14 protein-coding genes and 1 pseudogene are annotated in these 14319 nt (G+C 71.6%); 6 read left to right on the top strand and 9 right to left on the bottom strand.

All coding sequences use genetic code 11. The annotated features are described in order from the left end of the window. The 4 genes and pseudogenes from ACGF0D_RS43290 to ACGF0D_RS43275 form a co-directional block, all read right to left on the bottom strand. A pseudogene (locus ACGF0D_RS43290) lies at positions 1-294 on the bottom strand (transposase); the annotation flags it as partial. Positions 295-401: 107 nt separating this feature from the next. Further along, positions 402-1172: a helix-turn-helix domain-containing protein gene (locus ACGF0D_RS43285; RefSeq protein WP_392925966.1), complete on the bottom strand. Its 771-nt coding sequence runs from the start codon at positions 1170-1172 to the stop codon at positions 402-404. Next, positions 1154-1489, bottom strand: coding sequence for a hypothetical protein (locus ACGF0D_RS43280; RefSeq protein WP_392925963.1), 336 nt, complete (start codon positions 1487-1489; stop codon positions 1154-1156). The genes ACGF0D_RS43285 and ACGF0D_RS43280 overlap by 19 nt, the downstream gene beginning before the upstream one ends. A gap of 97 nt (positions 1490-1586) precedes the next feature. After that, positions 1587-1790: a DUF397 domain-containing protein gene (locus tag ACGF0D_RS43275; protein WP_392925960.1), complete on the bottom strand. Its 204-nt coding sequence runs from the start codon at positions 1788-1790 to the stop codon at positions 1587-1589. Positions 1791-1906: 116 nt separating this feature from the next. On the opposite strand from ACGF0D_RS43275, the gene ACGF0D_RS43270 reads away from it, so the two are divergent. After that, positions 1907-2503 (top strand): DUF2165 domain-containing protein, encoded by a 597-nt coding sequence (locus ACGF0D_RS43270; RefSeq protein ID WP_392925958.1) that lies wholly within the window; start codon positions 1907-1909, stop codon positions 2501-2503. A gap of 283 nt (positions 2504-2786) precedes the next feature. Here ACGF0D_RS43270 and ACGF0D_RS43265 read toward each other — a convergent pair whose 3' ends face one another. After that, positions 2787-3959, bottom strand: coding sequence for a sensor histidine kinase (locus ACGF0D_RS43265; protein WP_392925969.1), 1173 nt, complete (start codon positions 3957-3959; stop codon positions 2787-2789). Positions 3960-4048: 89 nt separating this feature from the next. Next, complete coding sequence (locus ACGF0D_RS43260; RefSeq protein WP_392925955.1) at positions 4049-4714, bottom strand: response regulator transcription factor; 666 nt, start codon at positions 4712-4714, stop codon at positions 4049-4051. 124 nt (positions 4715-4838) lie between these two features. On the opposite strand from ACGF0D_RS43260, the gene ACGF0D_RS43255 reads away from it, so the two are divergent. The 5 genes from ACGF0D_RS43255 (at position 4839) to ACGF0D_RS43235 (ending at position 9274) form a co-directional block, all read left to right on the top strand. Continuing rightward, positions 4839-5345: a hypothetical protein gene (locus ACGF0D_RS43255; RefSeq protein WP_392925952.1), complete on the top strand. Its 507-nt coding sequence runs from the start codon at positions 4839-4841 to the stop codon at positions 5343-5345. Beyond that, on the top strand, positions 5335-6426 hold the full coding sequence (locus ACGF0D_RS43250; protein ID WP_392925949.1) for an efflux RND transporter periplasmic adaptor subunit: 1092 nt from the start codon (positions 5335-5337) through the stop codon (positions 6424-6426). The genes ACGF0D_RS43255 and ACGF0D_RS43250 overlap by 11 nt, the downstream gene beginning before the upstream one ends. Beyond that, positions 6423-7133 (top strand): ABC transporter ATP-binding protein, encoded by a 711-nt coding sequence (locus ACGF0D_RS43245; protein WP_392925947.1) that lies wholly within the window; start codon positions 6423-6425, stop codon positions 7131-7133. The genes ACGF0D_RS43250 and ACGF0D_RS43245 overlap by 4 nt, the downstream gene beginning before the upstream one ends. Further along, positions 7130-8326: an ABC transporter permease gene (locus ACGF0D_RS43240; RefSeq protein WP_392925944.1), complete on the top strand. Its 1197-nt coding sequence runs from the start codon at positions 7130-7132 to the stop codon at positions 8324-8326. Before ACGF0D_RS43245 ends, ACGF0D_RS43240 begins: the two co-directional genes overlap by 4 nt. 399 nt (positions 8327-8725) lie before the next feature. Further along, positions 8726-9274 (top strand): NUDIX domain-containing protein, encoded by a 549-nt coding sequence (locus ACGF0D_RS43235; RefSeq protein ID WP_392925942.1) that lies wholly within the window; start codon positions 8726-8728, stop codon positions 9272-9274. 120 nt (positions 9275-9394) lie between these two features. Here the strand turns inward: ACGF0D_RS43235 and ACGF0D_RS43230 are convergent, their stop codons facing one another. The 3 genes from ACGF0D_RS43230 to ACGF0D_RS43220 all read right to left on the bottom strand — a co-directional run bounded on the left by ACGF0D_RS43230 (position 9395) and on the right by ACGF0D_RS43220 (position 14147). Continuing rightward, positions 9395-10066 (bottom strand): hypothetical protein, encoded by a 672-nt coding sequence (locus ACGF0D_RS43230; RefSeq protein WP_392925939.1) that lies wholly within the window; start codon positions 10064-10066, stop codon positions 9395-9397. Positions 10067-10184: 118 nt separating this feature from the next. After that, positions 10185-10817, bottom strand: a complete 633-nt coding sequence (locus ACGF0D_RS43225) for a hypothetical protein (protein ID WP_392925936.1) — start codon at positions 10815-10817, stop codon at positions 10185-10187. A 36-nt stretch (positions 10818-10853) separates the two neighbouring features. Continuing rightward, positions 10854-14147 (bottom strand): RHS repeat-associated core domain-containing protein, encoded by a 3294-nt coding sequence (locus tag ACGF0D_RS43220; protein ID WP_392925934.1) that lies wholly within the window; start codon positions 14145-14147, stop codon positions 10854-10856. Between the last annotated feature and the right edge of the window lie 172 nt (positions 14148-14319).

Raw genomic sequence — 14319 nt, 5'->3', positions numbered from 1 at the left:
CGCGGTCACCCACCGGAACGGGATCCCGTCCTCGATCGCCTTGCGGACCATCGCCCGGGCCATCTGAACCTTCGTGGCGAACTCGACCCCGTCACCGATCCCGGCCGCCCGGCAACGCTCGCGGTCGTCCGTCCAGGACTTCGGCAGGTAGAGAGCCCGGTCGATCAGCGTCCGGCCACGGGGCCCCGAGTAGGCGAGGAAGACACCGACCTGGCAATTCTCGGTGCGGCCGGCGGTGCCGGAGTACTGCCGCTGGACGCCGGCCGAGCGCACGCCCTTCTTCAGGAACCCGGTGCCAAGGCCCCCGGCTCCGCCTACTTCCGGGCCTGGGCGCTGTGCAACAACGGCACGACCGTCTACGGGTCGTGGGTGACGGTCGGCAACGGCAGCTGGAGCTACGCCTACTGCACCAGCGTGGGCTCCTCGCTCAACACCGGCGGTGTCACCACGTCCTGACCGGGGCCGCTGCCAGGGACCGCCGGGACTCCCTCCGAGGGGGTCCCGGCGGTATGGGCGTTGCGGTACTCGTGGGGCGAGAGGCCGTAGGCGGCCTTGAAGGCGCGGCCGAAGTCGGAGGCGCGGGGGATGCCGCAGCGGGCGGCGACGGCCTGGACGGGCAGGGCGCGCAGCGCGGGGTCGGCGAGGTCGCGGCATGCCTTCTTCAGGCGCTGGTCGCGGACGAAGGCGGCGACGGTCCGGCCGTCGGAGTGCCGGGTGAAAAGGCGGTTCAGGTAGCTGACGGGGATGTGGTGGGCCGCGGCGATGGTGGCGGGGGTGAGGCCGGGGTCGTGGAGGTGGTGGCGGATGAACGCCCGGACGCTCTCCACCAGGGCCTGTTGGCGACTCTCCTGGGGCAGCGTGTTCACGGCGTCGAGTTCGCAGGCGATCCACACGGCCGTCAGGTCGGCCACGATCGAGCCGAGGCGGGCGGCCTCGGCGGGCCCCAGGGTGGCGGCCTGGCGGTCCAAGCTGAGGAGGAAGTCCGCCAGCAGCGCGCCGATGCCCTCCCGTCCGGAGAGCCGGCGCCCGATGAGTTCGCGCACGCGGTGCGGGGGCACGGGCAGCAGTGAGGCGGGCAGGTCGATGCCCACGCCGGAGACGTGTGCGTCGTCGGTGGTGGAGTAGCGCCCGTCGTAGGGGTGCGAGCTGTCGATCAGCGACAGGTCCCCCACTCGAAGGTCTCCCGCTGGTCGTCGGCGCGTGTGAGGGTGTGGTGGCCGGCTGTCAGCAGGGTCAGGTGGTAGATCTCCTCGTCGCAGCTGCGGATCATGCGCTCGGTGCGGTGGAAACGCTCCGAGGGGAAGGAGGTCCCCAGCAGGGCCACCGGCCCCAGTTCGAAGCGCCGCACCTGCGCGGTGAAGGTGTCGACGTGGGCGCTGGTCGCGTCGCAGACCCGCGTGCGCACCAGCAGGTCTCGCCAGTTCTCGAAGCGTTCGCGCGCCGACGCGCCGTCTCCCCCGGCCGTCTGTTCCCCTTGCGGCGCCATCATCGGGTCCCGGGGGCGGAGCGGCCAAGTAGGCGTGCGAAGGACCACGGCCCCGCCACTCCGGCGAAGGAGTGGCGGGGCCTCGGGTGGCGCGTGGGCGTCAGACGTCGCCGAACTCGCCGGAGCGGACGGCGGAGACGAAGGATGACCAGGCGTCGGTCAGGAAGGTGAGGGCGGGGCTTTCGGGGTCCTTGCTGTCACGGACGGGGACGATGCCGGGCAGGCTGTACGACACCTCGACGCCGCTTCCGCCGCTGCCGCCCAGCAGGGTGACGGCCTGAACCGCACGGTCGCAGGCGGCCAAAGGGGTCCGGCCGCCGGGCAGGCCCGGACCGGCCCGGGGCCCGCGCGTCCCAGCAACCGCCCCCGGGAGGACATTTCGCCGCTCACCAACTCCCCGCAGGAGCTAGCCTTTTCCGCATGCCGACCACTCGCCCCGCAAGCCCGAGCCCCACCACCCGCGACCGCCTGCTCGCGTTGGGCTCACTGCCCGCGGCGGCGGCCGTGCTCACCGGGACGAACGCGCTCTACCTGCTGCTCGTGGTCTTCGGGAACGTCACCGACTTCGCCACCAACCAGCAGTTCGTCCAGCACGTGCTGGCGATGGACACCACCTTCCACGACCGGAACCTGATGTGGCGCTCCGTCACCTCCCCGGGCCTGCAGAACGCGGCGTACGTCGCGATCATCGCCTGGGAGGCACTGAGCGCCCTGGTGCTGACGGCGGGAACGTTCGCCTGGTGGCTGCGGCCGGAGCTGGCGCGCCGGCTCAGCAGTCTCGGCCTGCTGTTGATGCTGCTGCTCTTCGGGGCCGGGTTCATCGGGATCGGTGGCGAGTGGTTCGCCATGTGGCAGTCGAAGACGTCGAACGGCCTGGACGCGGCGATCCGCAACGTCACCCTGTCGGGACTGGCTCTGGTGGTGGTGAACCTGCCGCACCCCACACACACCCAGCGCGCGGCGGAGGGAAGGGCCGGACGCTCACCCGACGAAAACGGTGCGGAGAACGTCGGGTGAGCGGGACCGGTGCCGCCGCACGACGGGGGCATGGACGACACGACCCTGGTATCCCGATTCCTGCGCGACGACTTCGGGATCCGCGTGGCAGCCGGCGCCGCCCAGGCCGACCGCAGCCGTCGAGCAGATCCGTCGCGGCATCAGGAACCGCGGAAGCCGGGGCGTAGGCCGCCTTGAAGACATCCACTCCATGCTCCCTCCGAGCCCGCACCGCCGGTACGTGATCCCCATGGCCCGGGTCCGACCGGGCCGGTCGCGGTGCCCGGGCCCTCGGACAGCCGGGTCAGGCCGTGGGGAATTCGACCCGGACCCGCAGTCCGCCCGTGCTGCCGGGGAGGGCGGTGACGACGGCGTGGTGGGCGCGCGCGATGGAGGCGACGATGGACAGGCCCAGGCCCGCGCCCTCACGCGGGCTGTGTCGGCGCTCCTGAAGGCGGCGGAAGGGCTCGAAGAGGTAGGGGACCGTCTCCGGCGGCACCTGGGGGCCGGTGTTGCCGACCTCCAGGACACCGTCGTGCACCCCGACCTCGACCCGGCCGCCGTCGTGGTTGTAGCGCAGGGCGTTGCCGACCAGGTTACGTACCAGGTGTGCCAGCAGCACCGGATCACCCTCGACGGACACGGGGGCGGTGTCGGTTCGGACGGTGACGCGGTTCTCCCGGGCTTCCTCCGAGGCGGCGCACTCGGCGGCCACCGCTTGGGCCAGCTGGTCCAGTGCCACCGGTTCGCGGTGGTCCAGCCGCTGGTCGGAGACGGACAGCAGCAGCAGGCCCTCGATGAGCCGTTCGCTGTTCTCGGAGACCTCGATCAGTTTGCGGCGCACCCGGGCGACGGCGGCCGGATCCTCGGTGGCCAGCCCGATCTCGGCTGCGGCCCGCTGCACCGCGAGCGGAGTCCGCAGTTCGTGTGCGGCGTTGGCCGCGAACCGCTGCTGCGCACCGACCAGTTGTTCCATGCGGTCGAGCATGTCGTCGAAGGTGTCGGCGAGCTGTTTGAGCTCGCCCGGGGGTGCGTCGAGGGCGATCCGCTCGTGCAGGTTCTCACCGGAGAGCCGCCGCGCCGTGTTGGTGATCACTGCCACCGGGCGCAGCACCCGCCCCGACATCCACCAGGCCAGCGCCACCGAGATGACGGCGAAGGCGGCCAGAGCGATGAGGGAGACGGTCAGCAGCTGGTTCTGGGCGGCCTGCTCGGCGGCCTGGGTGACGACCTTGATGGCCTGGAAGTGGGACGGTCCGCCGGCGGCGGGGTCGGTTCCGGGCGGAGTGGATGCGGGTGAAGCGGTTCCGACCGTCACGGTTTGCGCCGCGGCGGGGTCCGGGGTCGCCAGTGTGGCCAGTCGCGGTTCGACGGCGACGGCCGTGCTGATCGAGGTGTACAGACTCTCCCGGACCAGGAAGTTGACCAGGCAGATGAGCATGGCCCCGGCGAGGACGAGCAGCCCGCCGTAGAGCATGGTCAGCCGGCCTCGCTCCCCGCCCGGCAGCCGTGGGTGTGGTCTGCCGGGCGGCGGAAGGCGGTTCGGGCCGACCGAGGCGGAGCGCCTCATGCCGGGACGCCGATGCGGTAGCCGTGGCCGGGCACGGTGTCGATGACCGAGGGCTCGCCGAGCTTGGCGCGGAGTTTGCTGAGGACGACCCGAACCGCGTTGGTGCGGTATCCCATGTTCCGCTCCCACACCTGATCGATCAGGTCCTCGCCGCCGACCACGGCGCCCTCGGCCTGCATCAGCACCTCCAGTACGCCGAACTCCTTGCGGGACAGGGCGAGGTAGCGGCCGTCCCGGAAGGCCTGGCGGCGAGCGGTGTCGAGGGTGATGCCCGCACGTTCGATGACCGGCGGAAGGGCGGGGTGGGTGCGGCGGCCGAGCGCCAGTACCCGGGCCAGCAGCTCCTCGTAGGCGAACGGCTTGGTGAGGTAGTCGTCCGCGCCCAGGTCCAGGCCGTCGACGCGGTCGCGGACGGTACCGGAGGCGGTGAGCATCAGCACCCGGGTCAGCAGCCGCTGCTCGACGACGCTCCGGCAGACCTCGTCGCCGTGCGCCCCGGGCAGGTCGCGGTCGAGCACGAGCACGTCGTAGTCGGTGAGGCTCAGCCGCTTCAGCGCGTCGGCGCCGTTGTACTCGACGTCGACGGCCAGGGCGTCGCGCCGCAATCCCTCGGCGATCATGTCCGCCAGGAATTCCTCGTCCTCCACAATCAGTACACGCATGACATCAGGTGTACCTGAAAGCCACCTTTCGTTGCCGTAAGGGTCTCGGCTGACAGCGGAGAAATGCGGGTGCGTGCCAGCCTCTGCGTCGTCGGTCACTCGTTATCGGACACGGAGGAATTCCATGCGGAACCACATGCGGAAGCACAGGTACGGCGCGGCGGCGGCTGCCCTGGTGGCGGGGATGGCGCTGTTCGCCACGGCCTGTGGAGGAGGCGCGACGGGCTCCGGCGGGGGCGGCGGCTCGGACTCGTCGGGCAAGGGCGCGGCGGCGGACCAGGCCTACGAGCACCGTAAGTGCCTGCGCGAACACGGCGCCCAGGTGAAGGAGCCCGAGCCGGGCCAGGACCCGCGGGGCATGGTCCTCGAGGGCGGCCAGGACAAGATGGCGGAAGCCCTCAAGGCCTGCGGGGGAGCCGGTGGCTCGGGCGGCACGAAGATGTCCCAGGCCGACAAGGACAAGGCCCTCGAATTCGCCCGGTGCATGCGCGATAACGGTGTGGACATGCCGGACCCGAAGTTCGACGGCGACTCGGCGATGTCGGGAACGGCGATGAAGATGCCGGAGGGCGCCGAGAAGGACAGGTTCGACAAGGCGAACAAGGCGTGCAGTGGTCAGAATGCGCAGTGAGCGCGGGCGGAGCCGCCGCACGTACCTGATCGCCGTGCTGGCCACCTCGGTCGCGTTGGCGGGCGGGGTCACGGCCCTCTCGCAGACCGGGGGCGGCGGCAGCTCCGGCGTGGACCGCACGGACGGGCTGCCGCCGAGCACGGGCTCGGTGGAACGACAGGACCTGAGCAGCCGGACCCAGGTGGACGGGACCCTCGGCTACGCCGAGGAGCGCCGGCTCAACGCCGGTGTGCCGGGCACCATCACCTGGCTCCCGGAGACCGGCGCGGAGGTGAAACGCGACGGGGTCCTCTACGAGGTCGACGGCCGGAAGGTCCGGCTCATGAACGGCGAGCGCCCCATGTACCGGACGCTGAAGACCGGCGACAAGGGGCCGGACGTCAGACAGCTGAAGGAGAACCTCCGCGACCTGGGCTACGGCAAGGGGCTGGCCGCGGACGAGGAGTTCACCCTCGGCACCGCGGAGGCGGTCAAGCGCTGGCAGAAGGCCCGCGGCCTGGCCCAGACCGGCGAGATCGGCCCCGAGCAGATCGCCTTCTCGCCCGGCCCGGTGCGGATCAAGAAGAACGATGCGGCCGTCGGCGACCAGGCCGCTCCCGGCAAGCCGGTCCTCACCACCACCGGTTCCGAACGGCAGGTGCAGATCAAGATCGAGGTCTCCCGGGCCGACCTCGCCAAGCCCGGCACCCGGGTCGAGGTCGACCTGCCCGGCGGCGGCAGGGCCAAGGGCAAGGTCGCCTCCGTCGACCGCACCATCGGTGAGGACGGCAAGGAACAGGGCTCCCCGGACAAGCCCGCCAAGATCACCGCCCGGGTGGTCTTCGACGACCCGGGGCAGGCGGAGGGCTTCGACCAGGCGCCGGTCACCGTCGAGCTCGAAGGCGAGGTCCACAAGGACGTGCTGACCGTACCGGTCAACGCACTGCTCGCGCTGTCCGGCGGGGGCTTCGGCGTCCAGGTCGTGGAGGACGGGAAGGTGCGCGAGGTCCCGGTCGAGCTCGGCATGTTCGGACAGGGCCGGGTCGAGGTCAGCGGGACCGGCCTGGCCGAGGGAATGAAGGTCGGGGTGCCCAAGTCATGAGCGCGGTGGTCGAGCTCAACCAGGTCACCAAGGAGTATCCGGGCGGGGTCACGGCGCTGCACCGGGTGGACCTGCGCATCGGACGCGGCGAACTGCTCGCCATCGTCGGCCCCTCGGGGTCGGGCAAGTCCACCCTGCTGCACATCGTCGGCACCCTGGACCGGCCCAGCGCCGGATCCGTCACCCTGGCGGGCCACGACGTCGCCGCCCTCTCCGACCGCCGGCTGTCCGCCCTGCGCGCCCGGCACATCGGCTTCGTCTTCCAGTCCTTCCACCTGGTGGCCGGGGTCAGCGCCCGGGACAACGTCGCCGAGGGCCTGCTCTACTCGGGCCTGCCGCGCGCCCAGCGCCGCAGGCGCGCGGCCCTGGCCCTGGAGCGGGTCGGGCTCGCGGACCGCATGCACCACCGTCCGCACGAGCTGTCGGGCGGCCAGCGGCAGCGGGTGGCCATCGCCCGGGCGGTGGTCGGCGAGCCGGACCTGCTGCTGGCCGACGAGCCGACCGGCGCGCTGGACTCCGCCTCGAGCGAGGCGGTGATGGAGCTGCTGTACGGCCTCAACGCCGAGGGTTCCACCATCGCGGTGATCACCCACGACGGCGAGATCGCCGACAGCCTGCCGCGCCAGGTCCGCATCCGCGACGGCCGCGTCGTGGCGGATCTGCGCACCGGCGCCGCCGACCCGACCGATCGGGGTGGGCAGCGATGAGCCGCGCACGGCTCTCCCCGGCCCGGCTCGGCCCCCGCGACGTCCTCCACGTCGGCTCGGCCGGCCTGCGCACCCGGCCACTGAGGGTGGTGCTGTCCGCGCTGGGCATCGCCATCGGCATCGCCACCATGATCGCGGTGGTCGGCATCTCCTCCTCCAGCAAGGCCCAACTCCTGCGGCAGCTCGACCAGTTGGGAACCAACTTGCTGGTGGCATCCCCCGGTCAGGGGCTGTTCGGCGAGAAGGTGAAGCTACCCAAGGAGTCGGTCGGCATGCTGAGCCGCGTCCCCGGGGTCGAGCAGGTCGGCGCGACCGGTGACCTGGCGCAGTCCGTCAGACGCAGTGAGAAGATCCCCAGCGACGAAACCGGCGGCATCACCGTGAAGGCGGCCACCGAAGGACTGCTGGACGTCGTGCGCGGCGCGGTCGGCTCGGGCACCTGGCTCAACGAGGCCAACGGGCGCTACCCGTCGACGGTGCTCGGACACGTCGCGGCCCAGCGCCTGGGCATCACCGCCCCCGGCCAGCAGGTCTACATCGGCGGCCGGTACTTCACCGTCATCGGCATCCTCGACCCGCTGCCGTTGGCTCCCGAGATCGAGCGGGCCGCCCTGGTCGGCTGGGACGGCGCCGGCACGCTGCTGGGCTTCGACGGCCACCCGACCCAGATCTACGAACGGTCGACGGACCAGGCGGTCGGCGCGGTCCGCGAGCTGATCCCACGTACCGTCGATCCGCAGAACCCGCGCGACGTGCAGGTCACCGACCCCTCCTCGGCGCTCCAGGCCAAGGCCGCCACCGAGGGCGCGTTCACCGACCTCCTGCTCGGGCTGGGCGGGGTGGCGCTCCTGGTCGGCGGCGTCGGGGTCGCCAACACGATGATCATCTCAGTGCTGGAGAGGCGCCACGAGATCGGACTGCGCCGCTCCCTGGGTGCCACCAGGGGCCAGATCCGTCTCCAGTTCGTGACGGAGTCCCTCCTGCTCTCCGGGCTGGGCGGGCTGGCCGGCGTGGCCCTAGGTGCGGCCGCCACCTACGCCTTCGCCGCCTCGGGCGGCCTGCCCTGGGTGGTCCCCTTGTGGGCCGTCACCGGGGGCTTCGCCGCCACCCTGCTCATCGGTACGGTGGCCGGCCTCTACCCGGCCGTCCGGGCCTCCCGCCTCTCCCCGACCCTCGCCCTCCACACCGGCTGACAGGCGGGGGGGGGGGGGGGGGGGGGGCCCCCCCCCCACACCCCCCCCCCCCCCCCCCCCCCCCCCCCCCCCCCCCCCCCCCCCCCCCCCCCCCGGGGGGCGGGGGGGGGGGGGGCGGCGCCCCCCCCCCCGCCCCCCCCCCCCCCCCCCCCCGCAGCGAGCGCGACAACCCCCTCACCCGGGGAGCCACTTGCTCCTCCGGGGCGGAAGGTGGCAGCGCCGGCGGGTCAGCCGCAACACCCCGAGAACCCCACAACCGGATCCTGAGCGGCCGCCGGTTCCGGGACCCGCTGCCACTCTCCCCGGCCGTGGTCGGCTGAGATGCCGGTGCGGGAGCTCGCCGCGCACGTGAGAGAGTCAGGAGCGCAGCTCGTACGCGTGTGTGATGAGGAGGCCCCCGTGAAGTGGGAGACGTTCGGACGGCGACAGGTCTACGGCAGCCCGTGGGTCGAACTCTGGCTGGACGACGTCGAGGTGCCCGGACTCGGCCGGATCGAGCACCACGTGATCCGCCACCCCAAGAGCTCGGCCACCGCGGTCGTCACCAACGAGGCCGACGAGTTCCTCCTCCTCTACCGGCACCGGTTCATCACCGATCGATGGGGCTGGGAGATCCCTGCCGGATGGGTCGAGCCCGGCGAGGAACCGGCGGCAGCAGCGGCCCGCGAGGTGGAGGAGGAGACCGGCTGGCGCCCCGGCGACGTCGAGTTGCTGACCGAGTACGACGCCATGGCCGGAATCTCGAACGCCCACTTCCACGCGTACCACGTCACCGGCTGCACCCGGATCGGCGAGCCCGAGGACGTGTCCGAGTCGACCAAGGTCGAGTGGCTGACCGAGGCGGCGGTGGTCGAGCTGCTGGTCGGCGGGCAGATCGCGGACGGGCCGTCGCATGCCGCCCTCTCCTACTACCTGGGCCCGCACCGGCTGCGCCGCCCGCGCCCCTGACCCACCCGCCCCGGTGCCGGTCGTACGAGGAGCACACTGCCGATGCCCCCTACACCCCGACGACCGGTCGCGCCTCCGTAGAGCTGCCTCGCGGCACTACGGGCCCCGTCGGTGCACGCCTCAGGATGCCTCGGTGTCCGCGTACGCCGTCTCCCAGGGCACCTCGGCCATGAAGGCCGCGCCGAGCAGTCGCACGAAGTTCCAGCAGTCGTCGTCACTTCTCGTCTCCGACCCGTCGATGAGCAGCCGGGCGGGAGGGAACGGCCGGCCGGGCCGCAGTTGCGACAGCTCGATCAACCGCGCACGGTCAGCGGCCATGCCGGTCCCGCCGTCGCTCACACCGTCGAAGCAGGCCAACGCGGCACGAAGGGCCGGCTGGAAGGTGCCCTCCTCCCACAGCGCTTCGATCTCGTCCAGCTCGATCGTCAGGTAGGCATCCGGCGCCTTCTCGACCGCCTGCCGCAGCAGGGCGGCGTGGCCGTCGAGCGTACCCTCGGCGGCGAAGAGCCGGTTCAACACCGGCAGTGCGGCGTCGAGCTGAGCGAGCGCCCGGTCCTTGGCCACCAGCGGTGCGGTGGCCTCCAGCTCCGCCTCCTCCTCGTCCTCGTCCTCCTCGTCGACCGTGAACACACCGGTCACGAGGTCCGCCGGACGGAACAGGGCGAGCCAGAGCAGCGGAACGCAGGAGACGTCGTGAGCGAGGACCCCGCTCTGCGAATCGAAGCCCGCCACCTGACTCGACGGGTAGAGGGACGCCACATCCGCGGAACAGAGATACGAATAGTTCGCCATCCCCGGAGGCTACCGGGCCGCACCGACCGTCCGAAGGACCTCCACCGGAGGCGTCACGCGGACGGGCACCGTTGGTCCACCAGTCAGACCCACTGCTGGTCCTGCCGCCCACTGGCGGTCACGGTTTCCTCAGACGTTTGACCGGATGCGGTTTCTTCAGGGGTTTGGACGGGCCTGGTTGGGCCGTAATCGGTGCCGGGTACCCCGCGCGCTTCACCAGCGTCCGGACCAGCGTGTCCAACACCTCGGCCTTGTTCGTAGCCGCCCCGAACTTCGACGCCTTCCCCCTCCCCCGTCCCCCGACTCTGCCGAGATGCCCGACGAACCGCGACACGCTTTCGAAGAGCCTGGCACGCGGCGTCCCTGCCGCCGGTCTTCGGGGCTTCTTCGGCTTCAGGTGCGCTCGGTCGATGTCCTTCAACGTCTTGGCCCCGCCCCGCTTGGCGCCCACGAAGTGGGGGGTGTTCTCGTTGAACGCCTCCTCGAAGGTCCTCGAACCGTACTTGATGTTGTAGAGCTCGGTCATCGCCAGCAGCCCGCCGACGCGTGAACGATCCGTTTCGGAGATGGCCATGATCGGCAGCATGGTGCTGTTGTAGTCACTCGAGCCCGAGCCCGGCATCTCCTTGGCCTTCATCAGGCGGATCATGCGCCTGGCCTCATCCGCCGGTTGCGCCGTCGCCTTCAGTTCGCGGTACGTGGGCACGTTGCGCGGGTTGATCGTCGTGCCCAGATGGACACCGGGCTCCATGCTCGCCTGCCCCATCGTGGTTTCGAGCCCGCCGAATTACAGGCGGAACGAGGTCACGGGCGTACGCCCGATGGGGTCGCCCTTCTTCTGGTAGGCAAGGCCGAAGAGCTGCCCGTGCTGGGAGACTTCGTAGATCGGCAGCTTCGTCTTCGCCTTGGGATCCTGTGTCTGCGTGATCGGACGCATCGTCGACTGCTGCGCCAGCTGAGTCGCCGCCACGTGGTATCTCTCCAGGATCTCTTCCGCGCTGACGTCGACCGCCACCCCGCCCCGAACCGTGCCCCTCACCCGCCCCCCGAGGTCGATCGCGCTGGTCGGGTTCCCCGTCACGAACGCGTACAGGTTCAGGCCGTCGACGGGCCCCGAGGGGTCAGGACTCACCCAACGGCCGCTCCACGGCGCCAGGTAGCGCGCACCGTAGTAGACGAGCCCGCTGGACCGGTCGCGCGGCTGGGCGCTGTACCGCGCCACCTTCTCGTCGAGGCGGTCCCCGTCCGGAGCGATCGCGAACGCCGTCCCGCCGTACGGAACGTACCCCTCGTAGGTAAGCAGCGCGCCCTGGTCACCGGTCTGGATGGCGATGGAGCGCAACGGGTCGCCGAGGTTGAAGACCAGACGCCCCGGCTCGCTGCCCTCGGTGAGGTACTCGGCCACGAGGAGCGAGTCGCTCACCACCCGCACCCGGCGGCGCGCGACCGTGGTGCCGTCGGCCGAGGTCTCTCGCTCCAGGCGGGCCGGGCCGACCTCGATCACCTCGTGCCGGGCGGCTCCCTGTTCGGCGATCGTCCGGACGCGGTTCTCCACTCCGTCATAGGTGTAGCGGTCGCGGGCGCCACCCACGTCCAGGATCTCGATCTGGTTCCGGTAGGTCCAGGCCACCTCTTCGATGCCCGGCAGCCGTGTCCGGTTCCCATTGAGGCCGAAGAACGCGTCCACCTCCCCGGCCGGCGCGACCCGTTCGACGAGTGGATCCGGGGTGTGACCGCCGAAGACCGCCGACTCGACGGCGCGGTTGGACGCGTCGGAGAGGACGAGTTGGTCGGACCACGGGCTCACCGCCGACTCGTGCACCACCGCGTACAGGTTGTCGCCGGTGTCGTAGGCGAACAACCTTCGGTAGGAGGCCAGTTCGGCGGGGTCGACGCCCGAGGACGTCCATGGCACGGTCAGCCCGGTGTAGCCGCCCTCGCGGTCCGCGTCCGCATCGCGGCCGGCGCGTTCGATGCCGTGCCCGGAGACGAGCCGGTACAGCGCGTCGTAGGCGTTGTCCGAGTCGGCGTCGAAGCCGGCGGGCAGGCCGAACAGCGGGCCGAAGGCGGCGTCCGTCAGATGGGTCACGTTGCCCATCACGTCGCGGTAGACCGTCAGGTCCTGGAGCACCGTTCCGTCGCTCGCGCGCGTGGTGCGCAGTGTCGTCAGCGCGGCGGTGAGCCGGTCGTAGCCGTATGTGGCGAGGACCCCGTTTCCGTAGGCGATCTCGGTGGGCTGGTCCTCGGCCGAGTAGGCGGTCGACACGACGCACGGCAGCGTCCGGCCGTCGGCGGTGACGAGCCTGGTGGCACCCGCACGTCCGGACAGGAGGTACTCCATCTCCAGGCGGTCGCCGCCGGGGACCTCCTGCGCGCGGGTGCGTCCGAGCGCGTCGAACCGGCGGTTCAGCGTGTGGGCGGTGGTGTCGAGCAGCGGCGAGGCCGCCGTGGAGTTCTCGGCCGTCCAGTCGGGCGAGGCGGGGTCCTTGAGGAAGCGGCGGCTCTCGCGCTTCGCCTCTCCGGTGAGCGTGTAGTCGGCGTACTCGACCAGGCCGCTCTCGTCGAACACGCGCCACAGGCGGCCGTTCAGGCTCCCGGCGGTCGACGTCTTCTGGTCCAGTTCGGTCGAGTCGCCGTAGATCCACCGTTCCGCAGTCCAGTGGCGCGCATCGGTGCCGGTCCCCTCGTGTACCGTCACCGTGCTCAGGCGGCCGAGGGCGTCGTACGTGTACTGGGTGGCGGCCCCGGTTCCGTCGACGCACAGCACCGGTTGTCCTCGGCAGTCCGGGACGGTATACCGCGCTCCGTCGTCCGCGCCGACGGCCAGCAGCACGCTGCCGTCGAGCGCGAAGGTGCGTCGGAAGTTCACCGCCGTGCCGGAACCGAGGGCGGGCAACCGCGGGTCAACGGCGAGGGCCTGGTTGTCCGCGGTGTCGTAGCCGAAGCGGCTGGTCAGGGGCACCCCGCGCGCCCGCAGGCCCTTGAGGGTGTGCAGAATGCCAGCCGCGTACGGTTCGTACTGCTGGGGCAGGCCCAGGCTGAACCCCGGTTGCTCGGGCTGGAACAGGATGGTCAGCGCGTTGCGGAAGTCGAGGAAGCCGTTCGTCCGGAGGACGGCGAGCAGGGCGACGGCCCAGTAGCGGGAGGTGCGGACCGTGTCGCAGAAGTCGCTCTCCACCTCGCTCCAAGCCGACCCCGACAGCGTCGTGTGGACGCCGAGCGGCGTGTCGATGCGCACCGGCCGGTCGAGTGCGTCGTAGGTGAGCAGGACCGCGGCGTCCACCGGGTCCGGCTCGGTGCCCTTCCCGCTGCGGTACGTGTCGCTGTAGTACGGCCGGTAGGCCTTGTACGGCGAGCCCGCGGCGTTGAAGCGGATGCGCCCGGAGGTGATCCACCGCCGCGGACCGCCCTGGCCCGACGGCTCCGCCTCGGTCTTCCGCTCGAAGACCCGGCCGAAGCCGTCCGCGTACTCGACCGTCAGCCACGGGGGCGGCACGTCCGTCCCGGGGTACTTCTGCGCGACGACGCGGGCGACGGCGGCCGGCCGCGGTTCCGTCCCGCCCCACGATGCCAGGTCGTAGAAGTAGAGGCTCTCGGCTCCACCGAGCAGGCCCGCCGCGTCCCCGACGAGGCCCGCCAGGTCCGTCGGCTCTGGCCAGACCTTGCCCGCCAGCGGCTCGAAGCCCACCAGGACGCCGTTCTCCTCGCCGTGGCGCGAGGTGCGGACGACGCGCGCCAGCGGGTCCAGCAGGACCTCGCTGACGTCGTCGTTGATGTCGGTGAACTTCGTCGGCACGAGCTTCGCGTAGTCGAAGGTGTCCACCCGCACGCGCTGGTCGCGCAGGCCGGCGCCGCTCTCGGTGGCCTGGAGGACGACGATGCGGTGCGCGTCGTACTGCTCGACCAGCACAGCCCCGAACGGATCGACACTGCTTACCGGCACGAAGAAGTCCTGGAGCCCGGCGTACGTCCGCACCGTGCCGGGCCGCCACCAGTGGTCGGTGCCCGGCTCCTCCGCGAACCGCCCTTCCTCCACCAGGAGCGTCGCCAGCCGCCCCGCGTCCAGGACGGGCGCGAACACGCCCCGCAGCCAGGACTTCCCGGCGAAGGCCCGCGGGTCGCGCCGCAGGAGCTATTGCGGTCCGCTGGACCCGAGCGGTGTCGGCGATCAGGGAATTCCCCGCCTGGAGCGGTGTCGGCGTCACGTAATTCCCCACCCGGACGTTCACGCAATTCCCCATGGGGACGGCGGT

Source organism: Kitasatospora sp. NPDC048298, assembly GCF_043201465.1.
GTDB lineage: Bacteria > Actinomycetota > Actinomycetes > Streptomycetales > Streptomycetaceae > Kitasatospora.
The sequence above is the reverse complement of the archived record's forward strand: the minus strand, read 5'-3'. Positions and strand labels throughout refer to the sequence as shown.

Bases quoted from the DNA above. Each gene is read 5' to 3' on its own strand.
- ACGF0D_RS43280 (WP_392925963.1), bottom strand. From the start codon at position 1,489: ATGATGGCGCCGCAAGGGGAACAGACGGCCGGGGGAGACGGCGCGTCG.
- ACGF0D_RS43270 (WP_392925958.1), top strand. From the start codon at position 1,907: ATGCCGACCACTCGCCCCGCAAGCCCGAGCCCCACCACCCGCGACCGC.
- ACGF0D_RS43265 (WP_392925969.1), bottom strand. From the start codon at position 3,959: ATGCTCTACGGCGGGCTGCTCGTCCTCGCCGGGGCCATGCTCATCTGC.
- ACGF0D_RS43260 (WP_392925955.1), bottom strand. From the start codon at position 4,714: ATGCGTGTACTGATTGTGGAGGACGAGGAATTCCTGGCGGACATGATC.
- ACGF0D_RS43255 (WP_392925952.1), top strand. From the start codon at position 4,839: ATGCGGAACCACATGCGGAAGCACAGGTACGGCGCGGCGGCGGCTGCC.
- ACGF0D_RS43250 (WP_392925949.1), top strand. From the start codon at position 5,335: ATGCGCAGTGAGCGCGGGCGGAGCCGCCGCACGTACCTGATCGCCGTG.
- ACGF0D_RS43245 (WP_392925947.1), top strand. From the start codon at position 6,423: ATGAGCGCGGTGGTCGAGCTCAACCAGGTCACCAAGGAGTATCCGGGC.
- ACGF0D_RS43240 (WP_392925944.1), top strand. From the start codon at position 7,130: ATGAGCCGCGCACGGCTCTCCCCGGCCCGGCTCGGCCCCCGCGACGTC.
- ACGF0D_RS43230 (WP_392925939.1), bottom strand. From the start codon at position 10,066: ATGGCGAACTATTCGTATCTCTGTTCCGCGGATGTGGCGTCCCTCTAC.
- ACGF0D_RS43225 (WP_392925936.1), bottom strand. From the start codon at position 10,817: ATGGAGCCCGGTGTCCATCTGGGCACGACGATCAACCCGCGCAACGTG.